Below are 25,876 nucleotides of genomic sequence, written 5' to 3'. Positions count from 1 at the left end.
ACTTGAAGATTACTTTTCCACACTTTGGTAATAGTTGTTATGCCGCTAAAGTTACTTTTGATGCTTTAGGTATAGATTATGTAATGCCTAAATTAAGTAACAAAAAAGCTTTAGAGATAGGTTCTCTCTATTCACCAGAAGAAATTTGTCTACCTTTTAAAATTATGATAGGAAACTATATTGGAGCTATAAAAAAAGGTGCTGACACTATAGTTATTCCTGGTAGTTGTGGTCCCTGTAGATTTGGTGAATACTGTGAACTACAAATGAAAATATTAAAAAGATTAGGATATAATCTAAATTTTATAGTTATTGATTATCCTAAATCTATAGGAACTAAAGAATTTCTAAATAGAATATCTATAATTTCTAATGAAAGTACCAAAACTTCAAAAGAAAAATTTAAATCTTTAATATATGGTTTAAAGGTAATAAATTTTATAGATGATATAGAAAAAGTAGCTAGATTTAAGGCTGGATATGAAATAAATAAAGGAGAATGTAAAGATATCCTCTATAGTTGTAAAACTGAAGCTTTTAAATGTAACTCACCATCGGAAATGCTTAATTTATTAAGGAATTACAAAAATAAACTAAATAATGTTCCTATAGATAAAAATAAGAATCCTATAAAAATAGCCATAATAGGAGAAATTTATACAATAATGGAGCCTTTCTCTAATTTGTATATAGAAGATAAACTTATGAATTTAGGTGTAAGTACAAAAAAAGGACTTTATCCTAGTTGGTGGGTAAAAAATGCTGCTTTATCTCCCTTAAAACTTAACTCTTTAAATATACGTAAAGCTTCAAGAAAATATTTACCTCTTTATATAGGAGGACATGGTAGGGAATGTATTGGCGAGGCTATGCTTGCAAAAAAAGAAGGTTTTGATGGCATTATTCAAATTTTCCCACTAGGTTGTATGCCAGAGATAGTTTCAAAATCCATACTTCCTACTATATCTAACAATGAAGATATACCAATAATGAGTCTAGTCGTAGATGAAATGACTGGTGAAGCTGGGTATATAACTAGGATAGAAGCTTTTATTGATTTACTTGAAAGGAGACGAGATAATGTATTATATGGGAGTTGATGTTGGTTCTGTAAGTACAGACATTGTAATTACAGATAGTCAAATGAATGTTATTGATTCCTTATATTTAAGAACTAAAGGAGATCCTATAAAAACTATTCAAGAAGGTTTTAGAATTCTTGGTGAAAAATATGACGATAAACAAATAAAAGCAGTAGGAACTACTGGAAGTGGTAGAGTAATAGGTTCCTTTTTAGTTGGAGCAGACATAGTAAAAAATGAAATAACCGCTCATGCAGTAGCTTCTCTTAATTTGGACAAAAATGTAAAAACCATATTAGAAATAGGCGGACAAGATTCTAAAATAATCATATTAAGAAACGGTATAGTAACAGACTTTGCTATGAATACAGTATGTGCCGCTGGCACTGGCTCTTTTATAGATAGACAGGCGGAAAGATTAAGTATACCTATAGAAAACTTTGGAAATTTAGCCCTCAAAGCTGATACTCAGGTAAGAATTGCTGGAAGATGTGCTGTATTCGCTGAATCTGATATGATTCATAAGCAGCAATTAGGTTATAGTCAATCAAATATAATTAAAGGTCTTTGTGATGCTTTAGTGAGAAATTATTTAAATAACGTTGCTAAAGGAAAAGAAATTCTACCTAAAATATTTTTTCAAGGTGGTGTTGCTGCTAATAAGGGAATTAAATCTTCCTTTGAAGAAGCCCTTAATTGTGATATAATTGTCCCTAAAAATCATAAAATTATGGGTGCTATAGGTGCAGCCCTTATGGCTAAAAATAAAATTGAAAGAACTAAATGTAAAACTAATTTTAGAGGTTTTAACATATCAAATTCAAAATTTATATCAAAGAGTTTTGAATGTAGTGGATGTGGTAATGAATGTGAAATTGTTAGGATTCTAGATGGTAATGATATAATTGGTTCTTTCGGTGATAGATGTGGAAAATGGACCGAAAATTATTCTTATAATAAATCCTCATTATAAATAAAACATATTAAAAATCACATCCTATAGATTAGATGTTTCTACTCAACTATTCTATAGGATGTGATTTTATAATATTAAATATTTTCTAACCTAGAATATGAACTTTGACATTTCTTCTTCCCCAACTATTACATTCTGCTTCTGATGTTAAAAATACATCTATTATGTTACCTTTAATACGTCCTCCAATATCGTCAGCTATAGCGTATCCATAACCTTCAACGTAAACCTTAGTTCCAAAAGGTATTACCCTAGGATCTACCGCTATAGTACTATATCCATTAGGATTTCTCACCGGTTTATGTCCACCTGCAGTAATACTATCACCTGAATAAGCAGTAGCTTCCATTACTAAAACCTTTGAGCTAGAAATAGGTTGCGATCCTCCACGAGATAAGGGTTCCCCTTTAGGAACACTTTTAACATTATTAGCTGCAATTTCTTTAGCTTTTCTATTTTTTTCTTCTTCACTAGCTACTAATTGGTTTTCCTTTTCCGTTATTTTACTAAGTACTCTCTTTTCTTCTGATACCTTTCTATTTACAGCTAGTAAGGTATCCTCATTTTTCTTCTTTAAAGATGCTAAATTATTGTTCTCATTGACTAAGTTTTCTTTTTGCTTTTCTACAGCTTCTTTTTCTGCCTTTAACTTAGCAATAACATTTTTATCAAATTTCATTATTCTTGAAACTGTATCTACTCTAGTGACAAAATCACTTAAATTTTTAGAATCTAATATTATATGTAGATAACTATATTCCCCATCTATATACATAGCTCTAACTCTTTTTCCAAATAACTCTTCTTTGCCTTTTACATTATTTTGTGTTTCATTTAATTTATTTTCTGTATCCTTAATCTGTTGGTTCATTTTATTCATAAGTTGTTTATTTTCATTAATTTTATTTATTACTCTGTCAATTTCTTTATCCATATTTTCAACTTTTAGTTGTACTTCTTTCTTTTGAGCTCTAGTTTTCTCTAATTCATTTGATACAGCTAAAGCATTACTGCTTACCCCTAAAGTTATTGTAAGCATTACAATAAACGATAACACTCTTCTATTCAACTTATCCCCTCCTATAACTTAGTTATAAATATAGAATTTAGTATATGCTTCATCTATTAAATTTATGTTTATATCAATTAAGTAATTATTATATCATATTTACTGAAGATAAAAAACTACTATAATATATAATTCCATAATTTAGTCCATAATTCTACAACTTTTTTATTATCATATTATTGAAAATAATTAACTTAATTTCATTATTTTATGATAAAATACTTTGTTTAAACATTAAAATCTCAAACTTCTATAAAAAAAAGGATAAATAGAAATTTCTCTATTTACCCTTATTTTTTATTTTCACATTTATAATACTTACATTTTAATAAAAAGTAATTTTTATATTATATAAAAAACTTTAATACAAATAATATTCCTACAATAAATGTAGTTAAACTTACATCTTTAATCTTACCTGTTAAAACCTTTATAATTATATAAGATACTACTCCAAATACTATACCATCAGATATGCTATAAGATAATGGCATCATGATTATAGTTAAAAATGCTGGTATAGCCTCAGTATAATCTTCCAATTCTATCTCTTTAATTGGTGACATCATAAATAATCCAACTAATACTAAAGATGGGGCTGTAGCTGGTGCAGGTATCATTATGAAAAGTGGTGATAAGAATAATGCTATAAAAAACATAACTGCTGTAGATACTGCTGTTAAACCTGTTCTACCACCTTCTGCTACTCCTGATGCACTTTCTACAAAAGTACTAACAGTACTAGTTCCTAAACAAGCTCCTAATGTAGTTCCTATCGCATCTGAAAATAATGCCTGCTTAGCTCTTGGTACATTTCCGTCTTTATCTATCATATTAGCCTTAGTAGCAACACCTACTAATGTTCCTACAGTATCAAACATATCCATAAATAGTAATGTAAATAATGCTATAAGCATATTAGGAGTAAATATATTATGCCACTCAAATTTTAAAAATATAGGATTTATAGAAGGTGGCATGCTAATAAAAGCTTGAGGAACTTTTGTTATGCCCATTGGAATTCCTATTATAGTAGTGGCTACTATTCCTATTAAAAGAGATCCCCTCACGTTTTTAGCTAATAAGATTCCTGTAATAAGTATACCTATAATTGCAAGTAGTGCACATCCACTAGTTATATTTCCTAGTGCTACTATAGTTCCTCCATCTTTAGGATGAACTATTATTTGAGCATTATCAAGTCCTATAAAAGCTATAAGAAGACCTATACCCACTGATATTGATTTTTTTATATTGCTTGGTATAGAATTTACTATTGCTTCACGAACATTAAAAGCTGTTAATAAAATAAATATTATTCCTTCTAAAAATACAGCAGTTAATGCAAATTCCCAGCTATATCCCATTTGTTTTACTATTGTAAAAGCAAAAAATGCATTTAACCCCATACCTGGAGCTTGAGCGAAGGGTAATTTAGCATACACTCCCATTAGCATAGTAGCTACAAACGCTGAAAGAGCTGTAGCTGTAAAAACTGCTCCAAAATCCATACCTGCTTGAGATAATATACTTGGATTTACTACAAGTATATAGGCCATAGTCATAAATGTAGTTATACCTGCTAAAACTTCAGTTTTAACATTTGTTCTATTTTCTTTTAACTTAAAATAATTTTCCATGTATTTCACCCTCTAATTTTGTTGTTTTTCGACACTAATAAATAGTATCAAATACATATTCTAAAGTCAATAGAAAATACGAACATTTAATTTGATTTGATTTTTATATTTTGTGTCATTATGAATTTTACACTATGTTATATATATAATCTACCTTCTATTCTTCTATCATATTGAGACCAAGTATTTTTTTCTACACCCTTTTTTACTATGTTTATTTTATTCATATTTGCATCTATATAATCAGCGTAGTGAACTATATATGCTTCTTCTAATTTTGGTGGCCTAGGTGATCCATATTCAACTTTCCCATGATGTTGAATTATACATGCTTTCATTCTTTGTTTAAAATCCTCACTATACAACTTTTCATTAAAGTCAAAAGCCTTATTAAGCATTTCTACTCCTATGACTATATGACCTTCCATTTCTCCCATTAAGGTATAAGAAAATGGTCCATTACTATCTAATTCATAAACCTTACCTATATCATGAAGTTTAGCTGCTAATATAGCTATTTCCTTATTATTAGCATTATATCTATAGCTTAATGTCTTCGCTATATACATTACATTTAATGTATGTTCAGCTAATCCACCTATATAATTATGATGTTGACTCACTCCACCTATACCCTGCTTAAATTGTTTTAGAAATTCTTCGTCATTAAAAAAATAATTATTTAATGCTATACATTCATCACTCTTAAATTCTTCTTTTGATATATCTTTTATTTCCTCCATTATTTCTTCTATAGGTCGATCTATAGAAGGTAAATAATCCTCTAAATTAAAATCATGAACTTTTTTAAATTCAATTATCTCAGATAAGTTATTAAAAACAAATTTACAATTTATAACACTACCTTTTTCTAAAATACTTTCCTCATCCTCAATGCTTACTTTAAAATCACCAGTCTTATCTCCAATAAATGCTACTAAAGTATTACCTTGTTTATATAACTTTTTAAACACCATAAATTTAGATTCTATCATATTTCCGAAACTCATATCCTGCACATAACATTCTTTCATAAACCCTACCTTGCCTTTCAATATTTTAAAACTCATGAAAAATAAAGGTAATATTCAAATTATATTACCTTTATAAATTATATAGTTATTTTAAAATTAGATTAAAAATTTATGCTCCATACTCTTAAATTATTTATTTACTCTTTTTTTATTTTTCCCTAATTTTTTAGATTCATTAGCAGTTCCTATCTCATTAGCAGTTTCTATTTTCATTTCCGCCAATTCCTTTTTAGTTTTTTGTGATGCCTTTTTATTGTTTTTACTATTTTTATTATTCTTATGTGCCATAATTAAACCTCCATAAAAATATCTTTATATATGGTTTTCCTCATATATAAATAAATATACAAATTATATAAAAATATTTTGATTTAATAACACATAAAAAATATTTTAATTTGTTTTTCTTTTAGCTAATACCAAAATTGATATTATTGATATTATTATACAAACCACACTTACTAATTGTGCCATTCTTATATTTCTAAAATATAAACTATCTGTTCTTAATCCCTCAATAAAAAATCTTCCTACAGAATACAAACCTATATATGCCATAAAAACTATTCCTTCTTTATCTGTTTTCCTTAGCAAAACAAGAAGAATAATAAGAACCATAAAATTCCATATAGATTCATATAAAAAAGTAGGATGATAGTAGGTTCCATCTATAAGCATTCCATTTTGAATGAATTTAGGAAACTTACTTATGAATTCATAGCTAACAGGGCCTCCATGAGCTTCTCCATTAAAAAAGTTACCCCATCTTCCAATGGCTTGACCTAATATAATTGAAGGAGCAGTAATATCGGCATATTTAAAAAATCTTTCTTTTATATGTTTTAAGTATATATATGCTGCTAAAACTCCAAATATTATTCCTCCATGGATAGCTAATCCACCCTGTCTTATATTAAGTATATTTATGAGATTATCTCTATAACTATCGAACTCAAAAATCACATAATATAATCTAGCTCCTATAACCGCTAAAGGAAATACTACTAAAACAAGATCTATAAATTTATCATAACTAACATTTCTAACATTACAACTGTTAGAGGCTAAAAGTACTCCTAGAACTGCTCCTATAGATATTATTATTCCATACCATCTAATAGCAAAATTTCCTATATAAAATGCTACTGGATTCATATTATCACCTTATCCTATAATTAATTATAACTGTATAAAATTATACCTCTATTGAATTATAATTACTATAATTAATTTGTAAATTACTATTATTTTATTGTTTACTACCACAATAACTACAAAACTCTGAATCTTTCTCTATTTCTTCATTACAAACCTTACATAATTTCCTATCTTTATTTTTTAACACTTCCTCCCTTAATGAATATATTTCACTTTTCAGTTTTTCTATTTTTTTACAATATTTAATGTAATTCTTATCTATTTTCTCTCCATCTTTAAAATTTTTATACACTTTTTTTCCTATTCTTTTATAATATTCATTCATATTATTTTCTAAAGAATTTATTTTAACAGACATCTTTGATATTTCCAATAGATTTTGAGATTTCTTCTTAAAAACATTACCACCCTTTTCTATAGAATTTTTTATTTTATCTATTGTAAAATTATTATTCATAAGAAACCACCTCTTACTTTATATTATGTTTATAGTAATTTAATGTACAAATTCAAAATATAATAATATAGTAATAAATAATTCTGTGTGAGGTGTTATATGAGAAAATTTCCTTTAAACATAGCTCATAGAGGTGCTAGTTCCTTAGCTCCAGAAAATACAATACCAGCTTTTAAAAAAGCTATTGAATTAAAATGCAATGGAATAGAGTTAGACGTTCATCTCACTAAAGATGAAAAAGTAGTAGTAATACATGATGATAGTTTAAATAGAACCACAAACGGTTCAGGTCTTGTAAAAAATTTTACATTAAAAGAATTAAAAAAATTAGATGCAGGTAGCTACTTCTCCGAAAAATTTAAGAATACAACTATACCTACTTTAGAAGAAGTAATGGATTTAGTTATTAAACATAATATTTTATTAGATATAGAAATCAAACAATCCCACCCTAATATAGAAAAAAAGGTTTTAGACATAATAGCTAATTATAACTATGAAAATCACTCATTAATAACCTCCTTTAATCCTAAATCTATATTAAAAGTTAAAAATTTAAATAGTAATATAAAGACTGGATTATTATTTTTCTTTTTACAAGATGAACCTATAAAATTATTAAAAAATTTAAATGGAAACGTATTATGTGCAGATTTAAATTATGTAAAACTTCTTTCCAAAAAATATATAGAGGATATTCATAAAAATGATATGCAAATATTCGCTTTTACAATAGATAATCCATCTGAAATGTGGTACCTATATAAAAATAATATTGATGGAATAATAACTAATACCCCTCAATATTTAAATAAATTAAAAAGATATCCTTTTAATTTAATATATAAATTAATTAAGCCTATAAAAAAAGAAGTGCCTTAAACATAACACTCCTTTTTATATTACAAATTAGATCTTAAAATTATTTATTAGTTTATCTAATTTAATGGTTACATCTTTTAGTTCTTCTGCAGCTTGAGATATATTCTCCATAGAGGTAGTCTGCTCTTGTACTGAAGCGCTTACTTCCTCTGTAGATGCTGCAGATTCTTCAGCTATGGCAGACATTTCTTGTATAGAATATAATACTTGCTCTTTATCATTATCAACCTTGGATACATTGTTTACTAATAATCTTATTTGTTCTAATATCTCTCTTATAGATTTTGTTATATCATCAAATGCTTTTTTAGAACTTCCCATAGCTTCATTTACTTCTTCTACAACTTTTTCAGATAAATCCATATTTTCTTTTGTATTATTTATTTCTGATTGTATCTCTTCTACTATGCTTGATATTTCTTTTGTAGATAAAGATGTTTCTTCTGATAATTTTCTTATTTCCTCAGCTACTACTGCAAATCCTCTTCCTGCTTCTCCTGCTCTTGCAGCTTCTATAGCTGCATTTAATGCTAATAAATTAGTTTGTTCTGCTATCGCTTCTATAGAATTTACTATTTCTCCAACAGAACCAGATCTATCAGCTAATAAGTTAACATTATTACTCAGCTTTTCATTTACTTCATTACTTTTGTAAAATTTATTTATAGTATTCTCTATAGAAAGTATACCTATTTCACTCGCTTTCTTAGTTTGTAATGAATATTTTTCTACTAGATTTGCACTATTATTAGTAACTTTGATTTCATCTGCTAAACTATTTAATTTTTCTGCCCCATTTTCAGCATTTTTAGCTTGATCTACAGAACCCTTAGCAAGTCCATCTACTGTTTCTGATATTGTTTCTATAAATCTAAGCATTTCCCCAGTTGACATATCTAATCCTTTTGAATTATTTAAAACATTTTCCGAAGATTGTTTTAAACTTTCTACAATATTTCTAAGTTTTTCCCTTAAATCTAGTGTGGCCTTGGCCATTAACCCAATCTCATCATTATTATTTATTATATCTTCATAGTTATTATTATAGCTTAAATCTAATTCCTTTGTTTTGTTTATAATATCTGCTGTTTTTAAAATTGGTTTAGAGATCCTACTGCTAGATCTTAGTGAAGCTATTATAGAAATTATTAATGATATTATGCAAACAACAATAAATGATATTATAATCTTATTTAACGGTTTTTTAAATTCACTAACAGGTATAACAAAACCTACTGACCAATTACTAGAAGGTATTATAACCCGTGTAAAAATCTTTTCTATATTATCATAATCATTTAATCTTTCAACATTTCCGCCTTTTGAGTTTAATTTAACTACCTTTTTAAGCTTTCCATTTAAAACCTTCTCCATATTGTAAGACTTTTCACTTGTAGGTTGGAAACTTTTATTTGGATGAACAATAAAATTATTATTTTTGTCTAATAAAAATCCATAACTGTTTTTCACCGGAGTAGCTTTTTTAATTAATTTTGTTAAATAATCCACCACTACATCCATACCTACAACACCTATAATTTTGCCATCCTTCTTAACAGGCTTAGCTATGGTTATAACTAATGTATTAAATTTTTTATCTATATAAGGTGATGAATATATAACCCTATCCTTTTGAGTGGCTTCCTTATACCAATCTCTTTGAGTGCAATCATAATCTTCTGTAGCTACCCACCCATTACCAGATATAAATTTTTTATCTTGAAAACCAATATACATACCTACTATATCTTTATTTGACTTTAACTGAGATTGAAAATAATCATATACAATTTTGTCATCATATTTATCATTAAATTCAAGATCTACTACCATAGAATCAATAAGTTTTGCCTTAGCTTTTAACCACCCTTCTATAATATCACCATACTTTTCAGATGCCATACTTATTTTTTGAGATGATTCGTTCATTACAGTATTATAAGAAAAATAATATGTTAATGATGAACATAAAACAACACTAAATATGCATAACATAGAAATGATTAATGTAAGTTTAGTTTTTATACTCTTCAAAATACCGCCCCCTCTATATAGGTTAAATTACCATATAAGTTTATTTTCGTATTATTTTCAATAATATACACCCTTTTCTTACGATTTATTAAATTATAAAATTTATGATGCATAGCTTAAAACAAAAAGATAAACACTATTAAATTATTTTTAATAGTGTTTATCTTTATAATTATAAATATTATATATAATTTTATTTAAAGTATCTGTTTAATAGTCCTCTAAAAGCTGATCCATGTCTTGCTTCATCTTTAGCCATTTCATGAACTGTATCATGTATAGCATCATAATTTAATTTTTTAGCTAATGTTGCTAAATCCTTCTTACCTTGACATGCACCATGTTCTGCATCTACTCTCATTTGTAAATTTTTCTTTGTACTATCTGTTACAACTTCACCAAGCAATTCTGCAAATTTAGCAGCATGTTCTGCTTCTTCAAAAGCTATTCTCTTATAGGCTTCTGCAATCTCTGGGAATCCCTCTCTATCAGCTTGACGACTCATAGCTAAGTACATTCCAACCTCAGTACACTCGCCTGTAAAATTAGCTCTTAATCCTTCCATAACTTCCTTATCTATATCTTTTGCTATACCTACTTTATGCTCATCTGCCCAAGTCATTTCTCCTTCTACTTTTTCTGAGAATTTTTCCTTTGGTGCTCCACATTGAGGGCATTTTGCTGGAGCTTCCTCTCCTTCATGAATATATCCACATATTAAACATACAAATTTTTTCATATTAAAATTCCTCCTCTTAAATAAATATTTATATTAAAAAATTTAATTCCCTTGAACAATTACTATTATATAATAATTATTATAAATTATCAAGTATTTTTTTAATTTATTAGATAATATTTTTTTATATGTTAATTTTCTACATATAAGTTAATTAACCTCCTTTAAATATAATATTTATAAAAAAAATAGTCTGTAAATTATCAGACTATCTTTATTTATACAATTCTTGCATTATTTTTTTTGCTATTCCATCCTCATCCAGTTCATCATCTACTTCTATATCTAGGTTTTGACTCATCCCTTTAGCTTGACCTTTTGTGTAAACTACTTCCGCTATAGTATTGTCTATTTTCCTTACTATCATAGCTTCATCGCCAGGACACACCCTGAATTTTTTTCCCTTAGATGCGTTGATAGTGAAACTATTAGTGAATTTTATTTTTTGTCCTATTTTATATTTCATAAACTTCCCCCCATCTTTATTTAAAATAAATAAACTCTCTAATTTATTTTACGAATCATTTATATAAAACATAAATAATATTTCACAAAATAAATTAAAGAGTTTATTATAATTACTTTTATAGTATAGAATTATAATATTTCTACATTTATATAGCTTTATTATTAGAATTGTATGAAATAGTTGCAACTACTTCATTTAGTTCATTATTTACCCTAATTTCATTATCTAATTTTATATCAGATATACTTATAGTATCTCCTGGTTTTTTATCAGATACATCTATATTTATAACTTCTGGAAGTGCGCCAACCTTTCCTACTAATTCAATTTCTGTATTAAAAGTTTGTAATAGATAGCCTTTATGCTCAAGTTGTTCCCTTCCATTAAAAACTAATGGTATAATATGTTTTATAACTTCATTTTTTGAAACCGCCTGCATGTCCACATGAATTATTTCATTAGTTACAATATCTCTTTGTATTTGTTTCATTAATACATATTCCTCTTCATTACCAACTCTTATCCATAAACTTGAACTGGATCCATATTTATTTATATATTTTATAAAATCAGGTTTATCAAACTTAACTGGTATTGCTTCTTTAATCTCTGAACCATATATTATTCCTGGCACAAAATCTAACCTTCTACATTTTTTAGCCTTCTCATTTCTAACACTGCCTTCAAGTAAAAACTTACCCATAACAATTCCTCCAATCTATAAAATATGTAAAATTTAATAATAAGATTTTCATATAAAATATAAGTTAAATATAATCATTATATATAAGTATAGATTAAAGTCAATTTACTTCAATAATTTTATGATAATATTTACCATAAATTTAATATATTGTAACAGTTTGTTTATATTGTCAATAGTTTTTTAATCATTTACTTTATATTTAATAGGTATATTAAAATTTATTTATTATATTTTAATATACCTATTTTTTAATTACTTATTTTATAGATTAAAAATCATATAATAAAACTATCTTATTATTTATCTATAATAATTTCTAATTTTAAAAGAACCTTTTTATATCCTTCCTTTATAAAAGAATTATCTATTAAATCTTTATAAGAACATCTATCAATATCTAATTTTAATATTTCATTAAAATTGTTATTATATATTTTTTTCAATAAAAGTTCATAATCAATAAGTATATTTTTCCATTCATACATATCATTATAATTTAAATTTTTCACATCATGATTTATTTTTTCTATTCTTCCATATAATTGACTAATATAACTTATCTCCTTTAAATCAAATTGAGTTGTTAATATAGCTATATCTCTGGAATAATTTTTGTTTATAGGTATGTACGAAGGATAATATTCCTCATTATCTTTTATACCTTTTATACTTCTTATACTTTGAAATATAGCTGTACATAAATCCAGCCTTATAATTGCTGCACTTTCTTTTATTTTTATAATATTATATCTTCTATCATCTTTTCTATTTTCTCTCAATATACTCTTTTGAATTTCTTCATTCTTTAATGTAGCTTTTTTAGTTATACAAGAACTCCAAATTCCTCCAATTATAGCTCCTACTATTATTGCTAAAGCTGACATAATTCCTTCTGTTAATATTTTAGTCATTATATTTTACCCCTCCTTTATAATTTTATAATATTTTCTAAACCTTAATTAAAAAGTGTGGTAAAATACTATAGTGTTGTTTTTAATTATTTATAGTATTTATTTGAAAATAATAATTTTTGACAGATAAATATTTTTATTATAATATAATATTATAGTTAATTAGTTTGTAAAGGATGGTGAATAATGAATACTATAACTAGTACTTTTAGAGAAAAAAATTTAAAACTTACTCCTCAACGTATAGCAGTATATAAGTACCTTCAATCTACTAAGGCTCATCCTTCTGCGGAGATCATATATAAAGCTTTGCAACCTAATTATCCTACTATGAGTTTAGCAACAGTTTATAAAGCACTCAAAACATTAGTAGAGGTAAATTTAGTACAAGAACTAAATGTAGGTGAAGGTAATTTTAGATATGATGCTAATATTGCTTCACATCCTCATATACAATGCATTAATTGTGGTAAAGTAGATGACATAGAAGGAATTTTATTTGATAATTTAAATAACAAAGCACAAGATTATACAGACTATGATATACTTTCAAATAAAATTTATTTTTATGGTATTTGTAGTGATTGCAAAAATAATTCTAAGGAATAGTAATTATTAAGCACTTAAATTAATTTTAAATTAATTTAAGTGCTATTTATTTGAAAAATCATCTACAATATCTCTCCACTCATTTCCAGTGTATTTACCTGATAATATTTCATCTACTTTACTTGATATTAAACTCTTGAATTTATCATCTATATTATATACAAAAAATATACTATTCTCATTGGATTTTTTTATACTTTTTAAAGTATTTTTATTTATTTCTGACAACTGTTTTTGTTTAGAATCATTTATTTTTTTATTATTTGACAATAAACCTTTTTCTAAAATTTTATTAGATGTCTTATCATCTAATATAAATTTTAGAAACCTATAAACTTCCTTTTGATTAGTACTCTTAGATGAAATAGTCATAATACAATTTACTAATACGGGTGTGTAATTATTAAATTTATCTATATCATATAGATTTTTTATTGATTTTATATTAGGACTTTTAAATTTAGAATTATAATAAGATGTAGCTATTAAAAATGGTATCTCTCCATCATTAAATTTATTTATTGTAACCTCATTTCCTACCTCAAAACTGTTCTTATTTATAGCATTAGATTTAACACTTTCATTAATTATTTTAAAAACTTCTTGCATATTATCTAGCTGTAAATATTTTTCTTTTTCCTTATTGTAAATATTTTCTAACTCCATAGCATTTACTTTATTATTAGCTATTATTGAAAACATTAAAGTATTAATATCTAAATCCTCTGGAAGCATAACTGGAATTTTTTTAGAAGATGTATTTAATTTAGTAAATACCTCCTTAACATCCATTATGTTTTTAGGCTCTTCTATTCCTAAATCCTTAAGTGCTTTTTCATTATATAAAAATTCTACTGTATAAGGAATTAAAGGAATACCATAATATTTATCCTTAAATCTACCATACCCATTTACTATATTATAATAGTTTTCATTTAATTTGTATTTTTCATAATTAAAATCCATATTATCTAATAAACCTTTTTCAGATAACTTTATCATTTTATTTCTAGAAGTAAATATTATATCTATATCCTCTTGCTTTGATAAATTTTCTTCAACCTTTCCTGCAAAGGCGTTACTTACATTTAATTTTAAATCAGGATTATTCTTTTTATAATCATCTAATATCATCTTTAATACATTTAAAGAATTATTATCTTTTATATCTATATAAATATTTAATTCTTTTTTAGAATTATTTTTTTCTTGTTTTTTACAACTAGAAAAACTAAACATAAATATAAGTATTAAAATAATAGAAATATATCTTTTAAATTTCAATAATACTCACCTCCTATAAATAATTTCTTAATTTTATTTTATACAAATTAATTAAATATATAATACCTTCATATAATTAATTAGAGGTGAAGTATATGAAAATAAGGGTAATTTTTCTAAGAAAAAAATTAATTTTTTCTTTAATACTTATAATATTAACAACAACAGCACTAACTACCACTATAAAACATAAAAATATAACTACATTTAATTTATTAACACCAAATAAAACTATACAAAAGGATTTAACCGGTGACGGAAAAGAAGATACCATGAATATCAACAATGTGGATAATAAATATATGGTAACTATAAAAAGTAAAAAAGATAAATTTACTTTAAAAAACAAAGATAATGAAAATTTTTTAGGAATGTATAATGGATATTGGCCTATCAATGTTAGATTTGTAGATATAAATAGGGATAAAACACCAGAAATATTTATTCAATGTTCTCAATATAATATGCCTGTACAATATATATATCATTGGCAAGACAAAAAATTTAAAAATATACATGTATCTAACAATAATATTCTAGGATTCATGGATTATAATAATAATAAAACTCCAAAAGTTATATGTGGAAATATAGCAGATAATACTATATGCTTTGATTCATTTATATTTATGGAAGATAAATTACAAAGATTTAATTATAATTTTGAAGAAGGATTTATGGGAAGTAATACTGTCTTATCTTTTATAAATTATATAAAAAGCTTGCCTGAAGGAGAAGAAGATAAGCCTAAAGATATATTTATGCCAAGTATAGATAATAGAGATGTAGCAGTTATAGGAAATTTAGTAAAAGATAATAATATATATACATTTGAAGATGCCTCCTTTAAGGATATAAAAAATAACGATAAAGGTGATACACTTGAAATTAAATGGTCACTAAATTTTAAAGGAAGTTGTAAGAATAATGATAATAATGTTAAAAATTATAATATAGATTTATTATTAATGTATAATAAAAAAGATGAGAATGATCCTTATAAATTTAAAATATATTCTATAAATTTAAATTAAAAAATAAAAGGGACCGAAAATAACGGTCCCAAGGGGGATGGGGGGTTCTTGCATCGATATTATTCGATGCTTATCAGGGAGATTTTATCTCCGAGCTACATTTATATGATTTCCCTATTTTATAAAAATATTCAGTAATTAGTAATTTTTTTTATAAATTATAATTTTAATTTAAACCTTTTATATCTTTTACTGTTTCATATCTTAACTTATCTGAAGATATAACTTCGGTATCTCATAGAAACCCTAAAATGGATTTTTATATCCCCCAATTCATCTACATAAACCTTAAATACTATATTACCATCTAAGTTAGTTATTTGTTATGTTTCCCCTCAAATTAACCTATTGTAATTTCTATATACTTAAACATAATTAACATTTTTACTAAATACGAAATCTTAAAAACTTTACTTATTTCCCTTTATTATTCTTTTATCTTATATCATAATAACCATATAAAATTTTGGTATAACATGAATATTAATATAATATTGTAACATTATATTAATTATTAATCATATATATAATTATAATAACGATAATGCTTAAATTAGGGGGGTACTAATGTTTAATATGAAAAAACTACTTAAAAATTCAAGCGAAACCTTTATATCAAAAAACTGCTCTATACATGGAAATTTAAAATCCAATAAAATAATTAAAATTAATGGTTTTGTAAGGGGAAATATTTATTCAAAAAATAAAGTAATCTTATCTGAATCAGGATGCTGTCATGGTAACATATATTCTAATAATGCAATAATAAATGGAAAAGTTAAAGGAAATATCACATGCAATAATTTATTAATACTGCAATCTTGTAGTAATATAGAAGGTAATCTATCTATAAAAAATATTATAATAATGAAGGGATCCTGTATAAATGGATTTTGCTCTATGAATATAAAAAATAATTTATACGATAAAATTGATATTGTTTCAAAGAATAATGTAGTAAACTCTATAATTAAACATCATTAAAAAAAATAGAAAGATTATATCTTTCTATAAATTATACATTTTAAAATTTCATTAATTTACTTAATGTATATATTTGTATTATTTTATTTAATAATCCTGATTTACTTGGATGTATAATAGGTCTTAAAGAATTTAAAAATTGTAATGTATAATCCCCATTAGCATTTTTAAGATTATTAGGATTAAAATTATTATTTTCATTATAATTATTAGGATTAAAATCATTATTATAATAAGAATCGTAGTCGTCATATTCATCATCATTTTGTTGTTGCGAATTATTATTACTCATATTATTTAAAGAATTTAGTATATTATAAACTTGATCTTTATCAACATTATTTAATAAATCTTGTAATCCATTAATATTGGGATTATCTCTATACCTATTTTCATATTTATCTCTACGTTTCCTTTTATGTTTAGACATAATACACCCCCACATATTAATAATAAGGAGGGCTTAAAGCCCCCACTTATCAATATAACAAGAAATCTCCACAGCAGCTTAGATAATATAATGCTATTATAAATAGTATACTATTGTCTACTCCGCAAAAGCTTTGATTCTGTCCACTACATCGGCAACAACCACCAAATTGTAGTAATATTAATATTAATATTATTAAACCATTGCCAGATCTTCTTTTTCTTCTTTTACATCTACATTTACATTTCGACATGTTAAACCCCCCTTTCGTGGGCTTTGGTTTTTATTGTATATTAATTTTCATCTCTTGCTTCCACATTTACAACATTTGAACCAGCAGCTCTTGGCATTGGTGGAAAATAGCAAGGTTGTTGTTTACAGAAACAACATACTATTAATAAGATTATGATTAAGCATGAGCAATCACAAGAAGAGCTATTACCGCAATCATCATAGCAAGGATCGCAGCAACAACATGGGTCACAGCAATAATGACGATGATGTCTTCTATGGTGACGTTTCTTCCTGTAACAACAGCAACAACATGGGTCACAACAACAATTATTGTCGCAACCGAAACCTCCAAATCCTCCTCTTCCACCACAACAACAGAATAATATTATTAATATTATAATCCAACTGCAGCCTCCGCCCCAGCCGTACATTGGTGGATATCCAGGCATTCCTCCACCTTTTTCATTAGAAAAACCACTCATTAAACTAGCTATATTATTAAAATCCACTTTACATCCTCCTCTCAAATTAACTTGTTATCTTTTGTCTTAATATATAGTATTCTATTAAATGTTTTTTGACACAAAAAAAATAAAAGCAAGATTAAAAATCTTGCTTAAGTCATAAACTTATCCAAAAACATTATAGATATATTAGTAAAATTAAACATAAAATGATTAAATACTGAATACCAAAACCCCTTCTTATGAATAAGATAACAATTAAATATTCCCATCCATATAAGTATAGGAAAAGCTCTTAAATTATAATGTATTACTCCAAAGAGTACACTGCTAAATACTGCAGCTAGTATTATCCCTAATCTACTCTTAAATATTTTTTCAAATATAAGCCATCTAAATATAAACTCTTCTACTAGCGGAGCAAATATAACCGCTACAGGTATTACAATTAAAAATTTATTTAATGGCATATTATACATCCATGTAACCACTTCTTGTTGTTTTAACTTTAGTTTAAGCATAGAAAATAATAATTGAAAAATAAGCATTATAATAATACTTGAAAATAATGAAAAAATAGAATATTTAATAGCTTTAACTAAGTTAAAATCATCTCCATTAAATTTATAATGGAGATAATCATTACAAAACATATTTTCACCAAAATAATTACCCTCAAAATAATTTTTTCTTAAATATATTATATCTATAACTGTAAAGATAAATGGAAGTAAATTCTGAGTAAATATTGATAAAACAATATATAAAATAGATATAATAATTTTAAAAAATATGTTTGATTTTTTATTTCTCAACTTTAAAAACAATATAATAGGAGGTAAATATACGATTAAATAAACTAATATATTTTTTATTCCATTAGTTATATTCATAAGTTAAATCCTCTTCCCAATTAATAACATAGTACACTATTTAAAACTTGCTCTTTTCCCTCTTTAGTAAGAGATGAGAAGAATAATAATTCTTCATCTTTGTCCATTTTTAAAGTATCTCTTATAATCTTCTTATTTTTATTTATTTCATTTCTTTTAAGCTTATCTAATTTAGTTCCTACTACCATAACCTCATAATTATAATATTTTATCCAGTTATACATATCTATGTCATCCCTAGTAGGTTTATGCCTACTATCTACCAAAAGAACTATCCTTTTCAGAGGTTCTCTATTTACTAAATATTGTTCCATTATATATCCCCAGTTTTCCTTTTCTTTTTTAGAAACCTTAGCATAACCGTATCCAGGTAAATCTACAAAATACATATTTTCATTTATTAAAAAAAAGTTAATTTGTCTAGTCTTACCTGGAGTACCACTAACCTTAACTAACTTTCTTCTATTAGTTAAGGAATTTATTAAAGAAGATTTTCCTACATTTGATCTGCCTACAAATGCAATTTCCGGTCTATCATCTGTAGGATATTGATGTCTTTTTACTGCTGATATTATAAACTCAGCTTTTTTTATTTCCATAACTTACATCTCCATTACTAATATCTATATTAATGCGTTTTTTAAAACATCTTCAACTTTATTTGCCACAATAAAGTTAATTTTATTTTTAATAGTCTTAGGTATTTTTGTTAAATCTTTTTCATTATCTTTAGGTATAATTATTGTATCTACTCCAGCTCGATGAGCAGCTAAAGATTTTTCTTTTAATCCTCCAATTGGAAGCACCCTTCCAGTTAAAGTTATTTCACCTGTCATGGCTACATTATGTTTAACCTTTCTATTAGATAATGCTGAAACCAATGCTGTAATCATGGTTACTCCTGCAGAAGGTCCATCTTTAGGAACTGCTCCTTCTGGTACATGTATATGAATATCCTTTTCTTTATAAAAATTAGGTTCTATATTATATTTGTCTGAATTGGCTCTTACATAACTATAAGCTGCTCTTCCTGACTCCCTCATTACATCCCCTAATTGTCCTGTTAATTCTAACTTTCCTGTTCCTTTCATTACAGAGACTTCTATAGGTAGTGTATCTCCACCATAAGCAGTCCAAGCAAGTCCAGTTACTACTCCGACCTTATCTTCTTCATCAACCTTTTCATATGAAAATATTTCCGGTCCTAAATATTTTCTCACATGATTTATGGTTATATTTATGGACTTATTTCCTTTTTCTAACATTTGTGTAATAGATTTTCTTATAATTGAACTAATCTTTCTCTCTAGAGTTCTAACACCAGATTCTCTAGTATAACTATCTATAATGTGGTATATAGATCCATTAGAAAAAGTAATATCATTTTGCTTAATATTGTGTTCTTTTAATTTTTTAGGAATTAAATGATTCTTTGCTATGTTAAACTTTTCCTCTGAAGTATACCCTGATACTTCTATAATTTCCATTCTATCTAAAAGAGGTCTAGGTATAGTATTTAAATCATTAGCTGTAGTTATAAATAAAACATTTGATAAATCAAAATCTAATTCTAGATAGTGATCTCTAAAAGCATTATTTTGCTCTGCATCTAAAACTTCAAGTAAAGCATCCGCTGGATCTCCTCTAAAATCGTTACTCATTTTATCTATTTCATCTAACAAAAATAATGGATTCTTAGATTTAGCTTGTTTCATACCATATATTATTCTTCCTGGCATAGCCCCTATATATGTTTTTCTATGGCCTCTTATTTCTGCTTCATCTCTTACTCCACCTAAAGACATCCTCACAAAATTTCTATTTAAAGAATTAGCTATAGATTTTGCAATAGAAGTTTTTCCAACTCCTGGAGGACCAAATAAACATAATATAGGTCCTTTTAGTGACTTACTTACTTTCTTTACCGCTAAATATTCTATTATTCTATCCTTCACATCTTTTAATCCATAATGTTCTTTATCTAAAACATCCCTAACCTTTTTTATGTCTAAGTTATCTTTTGTTTGTTTATTCCAAGGTAATTCTAAAATCCAATCTAAATAAGTCCTTATAACTCCGCTTTCTGATGAATAATTAGAAGTATTTTTTAATCTTTCCAGTTCATATAATGCCTTATCCTTTACCTCCTTAGGCAATTTAGCCTTGCTTATTTTATTCTTATAACTTTCTATTTCTTTTTTATTTTCGTCCTCTTCCCCTAATTCTTCTTGAATAGTCTTTATCTGTTCTCTTAAATAATATTCTTTTTGTAATTTATCTATTTTATTTTTAATTTTAATTCCTATTTTTCTCTCTAATTTTAATATATCTATCTCTTCATTCATTAATTCCAATATTTTTTCTATTCTTTTTAAAGAATCACAAATATCTATAAGTTCTTGTTTTTTATCTTGATTAATATTTAAATATGAACTTATAACATCTGCTAATCTTCCTGGAGATTTAATATCATCTAAATCTACCAATACTTCTGTTGAAGTATTTCCAGATAACTTTATATACTCATGAAAACTATCTTTTACTAATCTTGATAATGCCTGTATTTTAGCATCATCACTAGTTTCACCTTCAGTATCATAAATTACCTCTACTTCTACTTTGAAAAAGTGTTCTTTATCTATATAGTTACTTATCTTACCTCTAGTTTCACCTTCTACTAATACTCTCATAGTATTTCCAGGTAACTTTAATATTTGTTTTATATTACAAACAGTTCCTATAGTATATATATCCTCTTCTATAGGTTCTTCTGTTTTAGCCTCCTTTTGTCCAGATAAAAAAATTCTCTGATTGTTTATCATAGCTTCTTCTAAAGCAAGAATTGATTTTTCTCTGCCTACATCAAAGTGTAAAACCATATGTGGAAATACAGTTATACCCCTTAGTGGAATTAAAGGAAGAACTTCTATATTTTCTTTCATATATCTCCCTCGTTTCAATAAATTTAGTTTATATATAATTAGACTAGTATATTATACCTATAAAATCGTTTTTTTTCAAATAATTAATCTTATAATTTTTTATTAAATTTAAATTAATTTTGAATAGATTCTGCAGATAAAACATTAACTTTTGAGCTATCAATATTTAATGAAGATTCTGTTTTTTTATTATGAAGTATTGCATTATCTATAACTTCTTGTATATAACTCACAGGTATAATTTTTACATTTGGAATATTTTTAAATTTATCTTGCCAGTTCTCTTTAGGTATTATGATTTTCTTTGCTCCTGCTTTTATTCCAGCTTCCACCTTAGCACTTACCCCTCCTACTGGTCGTACTTCTCCATGTATAGATATTTCTCCAGTCATAGCAACTTTATTATCTACTTTTTTATCTGTAATAGCACTATAAACTGCAGTAGTAATACTTATACCTGCAGAAGGTCCATCTACCGGTACCCCTCCTGGAAAGTTAATATGTATATCATATTCATTACATTCTAATCCAAATATATTCTTCATAACTGTTATTACATTTTTTACAGAACACCAAGCAGTACTTTTTCTAATCATTTTCCTATTAGAACTTTTAATTTCTTCTTGCTCTATAACTCCTGTAACACTTACGGTACCTTTTTTTAAGTTGCTTTTAATAGCTGTAACTTCTATCTCCATAAGCATTCCCATATTTGCCCCATAAACAGCTAATCCGTTAACATACCCTACCTTGGGTTTAGTAGGTATTTTTTTCATTATCTTAGGGGTATATTGACCATTTTCTAATATCCATCCAATATCTTCACTAGATATAGTGTCTCTATTATCATTTAAAGCTAATCCCGCTGCCAATTGTATTAAATTCACAATTTCCCTTCCATTATTACAATACTTAGATACTAATTCTGCAGCCTCATTTTCTATTTTATAGTTTATCTTTTTAACACAATTCAAGGCAATCTTTTTTATTTCCTCCGGCATAAGCGCCCTAAAAAATACTTCTACACATCTTGATCTTAATGCAGGAGTTATTTCATCGGGGCTTCTTGTGGTGGCTCCTATAAGCCTAAAATCAGCAGGTAATCCATTATCAAAAATATCTCTAACATAATCAGGAATATTATTATCTGATGAATTGTAATAAGCACTATCTAAAAATACCTTTCTATCTTCTAACACTTTAAGTAGCTTATTCATTTCTGATGGATGCATTTCTCCAATTTCATCTATAAATAATATACCACCATGAGCTTTTGTAACAGCCCCTGGTTTAGGCTGAGGTACTCCTGCTAATCCTAAAGAACCAGCCCCTTGATATATAGGATCATGTACAGAACCTATTAATGGATCTGCTATTCCTCTTTCATCACACCTTATAGTTGTAGCATCTATTTCTATAAATTTTGAATTTTCATCAAAAGGACAATTATTATTTTTCTTTGCATATTCTAACACTAATCTAGCTGCAGCAGTTTTTCCTGTTCCTGGTGGTCCATATATTATTACATGTTGTGGATTTGGACTACATATTGCCGCTTCTAATGCTTTTATCCCATTTTGCTGACCTATTATTTCCTCGAAAGAACCTGGTCTACTTTTTTCAGTAAGAGGCTCTGTAAGCACTGTTTCTCTCATTTTTTTTAATCTATCAACTTCTTTTCTACTCTCCTTTTTTACTATTGTTTTACTGTTTTTTTGATTTTTTAAAGCAGAAAAAAAGTATATTCCCATGATTAAAGTTACAAATATCTCAACTAATAATAATGTATTTGTCATGGCTTTACCCCCTTATTTAAAATATTTCTCTATTATTATGCGCTTATTTATATTTATATATTCAAATAAGAAAGTAAAAAAAGTACACCAAGATAAAACTCTTGGTGTACTTTTATGCTGTTTCTGAATCTTTTCTCTTTTTAGTTTTTTTTACTTTCATAGGAACCCTTTTTCCATTCTCAGCCTCAACTAAAATTGGTTCCTTAGTTTTCACGCAATTCTCATTTACTATAACTTTAGATATACTTTCTTCAGAAGGTACGTCAAACATTATATCTCTCATTACATCTTCAATTATAGATCTAAGACCTCTAGCTCCTGTATTTCTATTTATAGATTCATCAGCTATAGCCTTTAATGCTTCTTCTTGAAAATCTAACTCTACATCATCTAGTTCAAATAATTTCTTGTATTGTTTTACAAGAGAATTTTTAGGTTCTGTTAATATTTTCATTAAAGCTTCTCTATCTAATTTTTCTAATGTAACTACTATTGGTAATCTTCCTATAAATTCTGGTATTAAACCAAATTTCAATAAATCTTCAGGCATTATTTCCTTTAATAATTCGCCTATATCTTTTTCTTTTTTAGATTGTATCTCTGCACCAAATCCTAAAGAACTAGTTCTTGTTCTTCTTTCTATTATTTTATCTACTCCATCAAAAGCTCCGCCACAAATAAATAATATATTACTAGTATTTATTTGTATAAATTCTTGATGAGGATGTTTTCTTCCACCTTGTGGTGGAACAGATGCAACTGTCCCTTCAAGAATCTTAAGTAAAGCTTGTTGTACACCTTCTCCAGATACATCTCTAGTAATAGAAGGATTTTCAGACTTTCTAGCAATTTTATCTATTTCATCTATATATACTATACCCTTTTCTGCTCTTTCTACATCATAATCTGCATTCTGTATAAGTTTTAAGAGTATATTTTCTACATCTTCCCCTACGTATCCAGCCTCAGTAAGTGTTGTCGCATCAGCTATAGCAAATGGAACATTTAAGAATTTTGCTAAAGTTTGAGCAAGTAGTGTCTTACCCGATCCTGTTGGACCTAAGAGAAGGATATTGCTTTTTTGTAGTTCTACATCATTGTCAGTAATATTAGAATTTATTCTTTTATAATGATTGTAAACTGCAACAGATAAGGCTTTTTTAGCTGATTCTTGACCTATTACATATTGGTCAAGATAACTTTTTATTTCAATAGGTTTAGGTAATGAACTTAAATCAACTTGTATATCATCTTCTAATTCATCATTTATTATTTCAGAACAAAGATCAATACATTCATCACAAATATAAACCCCAGGTCCTGCTATTAATCTTCTTACTTGATCTTGTGTTTTACCACAAAATGAACATTTAAGTTGTTTTTTATCATCTAATTTAGACATTTCTACACCTCACTAAAGGTTATTTTTTTTTATCTATAACTTCATCTATTAATCCGTAATCTTTAGCCTCTTGTGCACTTAAAAAATGATCTCTTTCTGTATCTCTTTCTATTTGTTCTAATGGTTTTCCTGTTCTTTCACTTAATATAGTATTTAAGCTCTTCTTTATCCTTAATATTCTATCTGCGTGAATTCCTATATCTGTAGCCTGACCTTTAAAACCACCTAATGGTTGGTGTATCATTATTTCACTATTAGGCAAAGCAAATCTTTTTCCTTTTGCTCCTGCGGCTAATAGAAAAGCTCCCATTGAAGCTGCCATTCCAACACATATAGTAGATACATCTGGCTTTATATATTGCATTGTATCATATATAGCCATACCTGAAGTAATAGAACCTCCTGGACTATTGATATATAAGAAAATATCTTTATCAGGATCATCTGCTTCTAAAAATAATAATTGTGCTACAACTAAACTAGCAGTTGTATCATTCACTTCCTCACTAAGCATAATTATTCTATCCTTTAAAAGTCTAGAATAAATATCATAAGATCTTTCTCCCCTATTGGTTTGTTCAACAACTACAGGAACTAAACTCATAATACTCTCCTCCTTTATAGAACAATAGAATAAATTGTTTTAT

27 protein-coding genes are annotated in these 25,876 nt (G+C 26.5%); 6 read left to right on the top strand and 21 right to left on the bottom strand.

The annotated features are described in order from the left end of the window. Positions 1–2: 2 nt before the first annotated feature. Together BN1711_RS02545 and BN1711_RS02540 are read left to right on the top strand one after the other, a co-directional pair. The gene (locus tag BN1711_RS02545; RefSeq protein ID WP_050606623.1) at positions 3–1,100 is read left to right on the top strand and encodes an acyl-CoA dehydratase activase-related protein; all 1,098 of its coding nucleotides are present in this window, start codon (positions 3–5) and stop codon (positions 1,098–1,100) included. Further along, positions 1,081–2,055 carry an acyl-CoA dehydratase activase gene (locus BN1711_RS02540; protein ID WP_050606622.1) on the top strand — a complete coding sequence of 325 codons (975 nt, stop codon included), beginning with the start codon at positions 1,081–1,083 and terminating at the stop codon, positions 2,053–2,055. Before BN1711_RS02545 ends, BN1711_RS02540 begins: the two co-directional genes overlap by 20 nt. Before the next feature lie 88 nt (positions 2,056–2,143). On the opposite strand, the gene BN1711_RS02535 is transcribed toward BN1711_RS02540, so the two are convergent. The 6 genes from BN1711_RS02535 to BN1711_RS02515 form a co-directional block, all read right to left on the bottom strand. Next, complete coding sequence (locus BN1711_RS02535; protein ID WP_050606621.1) at positions 2,144–3,127, bottom strand: 3D domain-containing protein; 984 nt, start codon at positions 3,125–3,127, stop codon at positions 2,144–2,146. 347 nt (positions 3,128–3,474) lie between these two features. Beyond that, the gene (locus BN1711_RS02530) at positions 3,475–4,767 is read right to left on the bottom strand and encodes an NCS2 family permease (protein WP_050606620.1); all 1,293 of its coding nucleotides are present in this window, start codon (positions 4,765–4,767) and stop codon (positions 3,475–3,477) included. Positions 4,768–4,904: 137 nt separating this feature from the next. Then, a complete protein-coding gene (locus BN1711_RS02525; protein ID WP_050606619.1) occupies positions 4,905–5,801 on the bottom strand; it encodes an HD domain-containing protein in 897 nt (298 codons plus the stop codon). A gap of 129 nt (positions 5,802–5,930) precedes the next feature. Continuing rightward, positions 5,931–6,089: a small, acid-soluble spore protein, alpha/beta type gene (locus BN1711_RS12175; protein ID WP_082174045.1), complete on the bottom strand. Its 159-nt coding sequence runs from the start codon at positions 6,087–6,089 to the stop codon at positions 5,931–5,933. Between the two features lie 105 nt (positions 6,090–6,194). Next, positions 6,195–6,956, bottom strand: coding sequence for a prolipoprotein diacylglyceryl transferase (lgt, locus tag BN1711_RS02520; protein WP_050606618.1), 762 nt, complete (start codon positions 6,954–6,956; stop codon positions 6,195–6,197). Between the two features lie 94 nt (positions 6,957–7,050). Further along, positions 7,051–7,416: a zinc-ribbon domain-containing protein gene (locus BN1711_RS02515; protein WP_050606617.1), complete on the bottom strand. Its 366-nt coding sequence runs from the start codon at positions 7,414–7,416 to the stop codon at positions 7,051–7,053. Between the two features lie 99 nt (positions 7,417–7,515). On the opposite strand from BN1711_RS02515, the gene BN1711_RS02510 reads away from it, so the two are divergent. Beyond that, the gene (locus BN1711_RS02510; RefSeq protein WP_050606616.1) at positions 7,516–8,298 is read left to right on the top strand and encodes a glycerophosphodiester phosphodiesterase; all 783 of its coding nucleotides are present in this window, start codon (positions 7,516–7,518) and stop codon (positions 8,296–8,298) included. A gap of 27 nt (positions 8,299–8,325) precedes the next feature. Here the strand turns inward: BN1711_RS02510 and BN1711_RS02505 are convergent, their stop codons facing one another. The 5 genes from BN1711_RS02505 to BN1711_RS02485 all read right to left on the bottom strand — a co-directional run bounded on the left by BN1711_RS02505 (position 8,326) and on the right by BN1711_RS02485 (position 13,157). After that, positions 8,326–10,332, bottom strand: a complete 2,007-nt coding sequence (locus BN1711_RS02505; protein ID WP_050606615.1) for a methyl-accepting chemotaxis protein — start codon at positions 10,330–10,332, stop codon at positions 8,326–8,328. A gap of 193 nt (positions 10,333–10,525) precedes the next feature. Next, complete coding sequence (locus tag BN1711_RS02500) at positions 10,526–11,071, bottom strand: NADH peroxidase (RefSeq protein ID WP_050606614.1); 546 nt, start codon at positions 11,069–11,071, stop codon at positions 10,526–10,528. Between the two features lie 214 nt (positions 11,072–11,285). Then, positions 11,286–11,537 carry a hypothetical protein gene (locus BN1711_RS02495; protein WP_050606613.1) on the bottom strand — a complete coding sequence of 84 codons (252 nt, stop codon included), beginning with the start codon at positions 11,535–11,537 and terminating at the stop codon, positions 11,286–11,288. A gap of 148 nt (positions 11,538–11,685) precedes the next feature. After that, positions 11,686–12,243 (bottom strand): 50S ribosomal protein L25, encoded by a 558-nt coding sequence (locus tag BN1711_RS02490; protein ID WP_050606612.1) that lies wholly within the window; start codon positions 12,241–12,243, stop codon positions 11,686–11,688. A 299-nt stretch (positions 12,244–12,542) separates the two neighbouring features. Then, positions 12,543–13,157, bottom strand: coding sequence for a hypothetical protein (locus tag BN1711_RS02485; RefSeq protein ID WP_050606611.1), 615 nt, complete (start codon positions 13,155–13,157; stop codon positions 12,543–12,545). 186 nt (positions 13,158–13,343) lie between these two features. Between BN1711_RS02485 and perR the strand changes: the two genes are divergently transcribed. Then, positions 13,344–13,766, top strand: a complete 423-nt coding sequence (gene perR, locus BN1711_RS02480; protein WP_050606610.1) for a transcriptional regulator PerR — start codon at positions 13,344–13,346, stop codon at positions 13,764–13,766. Between the two features lie 42 nt (positions 13,767–13,808). Here the strand turns inward: perR and BN1711_RS02475 are convergent, their stop codons facing one another. After that, complete coding sequence (locus BN1711_RS02475; RefSeq protein ID WP_050606609.1) at positions 13,809–15,050, bottom strand: ABC transporter substrate-binding protein; 1,242 nt, start codon at positions 15,048–15,050, stop codon at positions 13,809–13,811. A 95-nt stretch (positions 15,051–15,145) separates the two neighbouring features. Between BN1711_RS02475 and BN1711_RS02470 the strand changes: the two genes are divergently transcribed. Next, positions 15,146–16,084, top strand: coding sequence for a hypothetical protein (locus tag BN1711_RS02470; protein ID WP_050606608.1), 939 nt, complete (start codon positions 15,146–15,148; stop codon positions 16,082–16,084). Between the two features lie 567 nt (positions 16,085–16,651). After that, complete coding sequence (locus BN1711_RS02465; protein ID WP_050606607.1) at positions 16,652–17,068, top strand: bactofilin family protein; 417 nt, start codon at positions 16,652–16,654, stop codon at positions 17,066–17,068. A 40-nt stretch (positions 17,069–17,108) separates the two neighbouring features. Here the strand turns inward: BN1711_RS02465 and BN1711_RS02460 are convergent, their stop codons facing one another. The 9 genes from BN1711_RS02460 to clpP all read right to left on the bottom strand — a co-directional run bounded on the left by BN1711_RS02460 (position 17,109) and on the right by clpP (position 25,833). Continuing rightward, positions 17,109–17,498: a hypothetical protein gene (locus BN1711_RS02460; RefSeq protein WP_050606606.1), complete on the bottom strand. Its 390-nt coding sequence runs from the start codon at positions 17,496–17,498 to the stop codon at positions 17,109–17,111. Between the two features lie 49 nt (positions 17,499–17,547). Then, the gene (locus tag BN1711_RS02455; RefSeq protein ID WP_050606605.1) at positions 17,548–17,751 is read right to left on the bottom strand and encodes a hypothetical protein; all 204 of its coding nucleotides are present in this window, start codon (positions 17,749–17,751) and stop codon (positions 17,548–17,550) included. A 40-nt stretch (positions 17,752–17,791) separates the two neighbouring features. Beyond that, positions 17,792–18,241 (bottom strand): hypothetical protein, encoded by a 450-nt coding sequence (locus tag BN1711_RS12170; RefSeq protein ID WP_082174044.1) that lies wholly within the window; start codon positions 18,239–18,241, stop codon positions 17,792–17,794. Between the two features lie 107 nt (positions 18,242–18,348). Continuing rightward, positions 18,349–19,089: a CPBP family intramembrane glutamic endopeptidase gene (locus tag BN1711_RS02450; RefSeq protein WP_050606604.1), complete on the bottom strand. Its 741-nt coding sequence runs from the start codon at positions 19,087–19,089 to the stop codon at positions 18,349–18,351. A 20-nt stretch (positions 19,090–19,109) separates the two neighbouring features. Continuing rightward, the gene (gene yihA / locus BN1711_RS02445) at positions 19,110–19,688 is read right to left on the bottom strand and encodes a ribosome biogenesis GTP-binding protein YihA/YsxC (RefSeq protein ID WP_050606603.1); all 579 of its coding nucleotides are present in this window, start codon (positions 19,686–19,688) and stop codon (positions 19,110–19,112) included. A gap of 24 nt (positions 19,689–19,712) precedes the next feature. Continuing rightward, positions 19,713–22,031, bottom strand: a complete 2,319-nt coding sequence (gene lon / locus BN1711_RS02440; protein WP_050606602.1) for an endopeptidase La — start codon at positions 22,029–22,031, stop codon at positions 19,713–19,715. Positions 22,032–22,144: 113 nt separating this feature from the next. After that, on the bottom strand, positions 22,145–23,827 hold the full coding sequence (gene lonB, locus BN1711_RS02435; RefSeq protein ID WP_050606601.1) for an ATP-dependent protease LonB: 1,683 nt from the start codon (positions 23,825–23,827) through the stop codon (positions 22,145–22,147). 112 nt (positions 23,828–23,939) lie between these two features. Continuing rightward, positions 23,940–25,229: an ATP-dependent Clp protease ATP-binding subunit ClpX gene (clpX, locus tag BN1711_RS02430; RefSeq protein WP_050606600.1), complete on the bottom strand. Its 1,290-nt coding sequence runs from the start codon at positions 25,227–25,229 to the stop codon at positions 23,940–23,942. 19 nt (positions 25,230–25,248) lie between these two features. Then, on the bottom strand, positions 25,249–25,833 hold the full coding sequence (clpP, locus tag BN1711_RS02425; RefSeq protein ID WP_050606599.1) for an ATP-dependent Clp endopeptidase proteolytic subunit ClpP: 585 nt from the start codon (positions 25,831–25,833) through the stop codon (positions 25,249–25,251). Positions 25,834–25,876 lie beyond the last annotated feature (43 nt).

Source organism: Clostridium niameyense, from assembly GCF_001243045.1.
Taxonomy (GTDB): Bacteria; Bacillota; Clostridia; order Clostridiales; family Clostridiaceae; genus Clostridium_F; species Clostridium_F niameyense.
The sequence above is the reverse complement of the archived record's forward strand: the minus strand, read 5'-3'. Positions and strand labels throughout refer to the sequence as shown.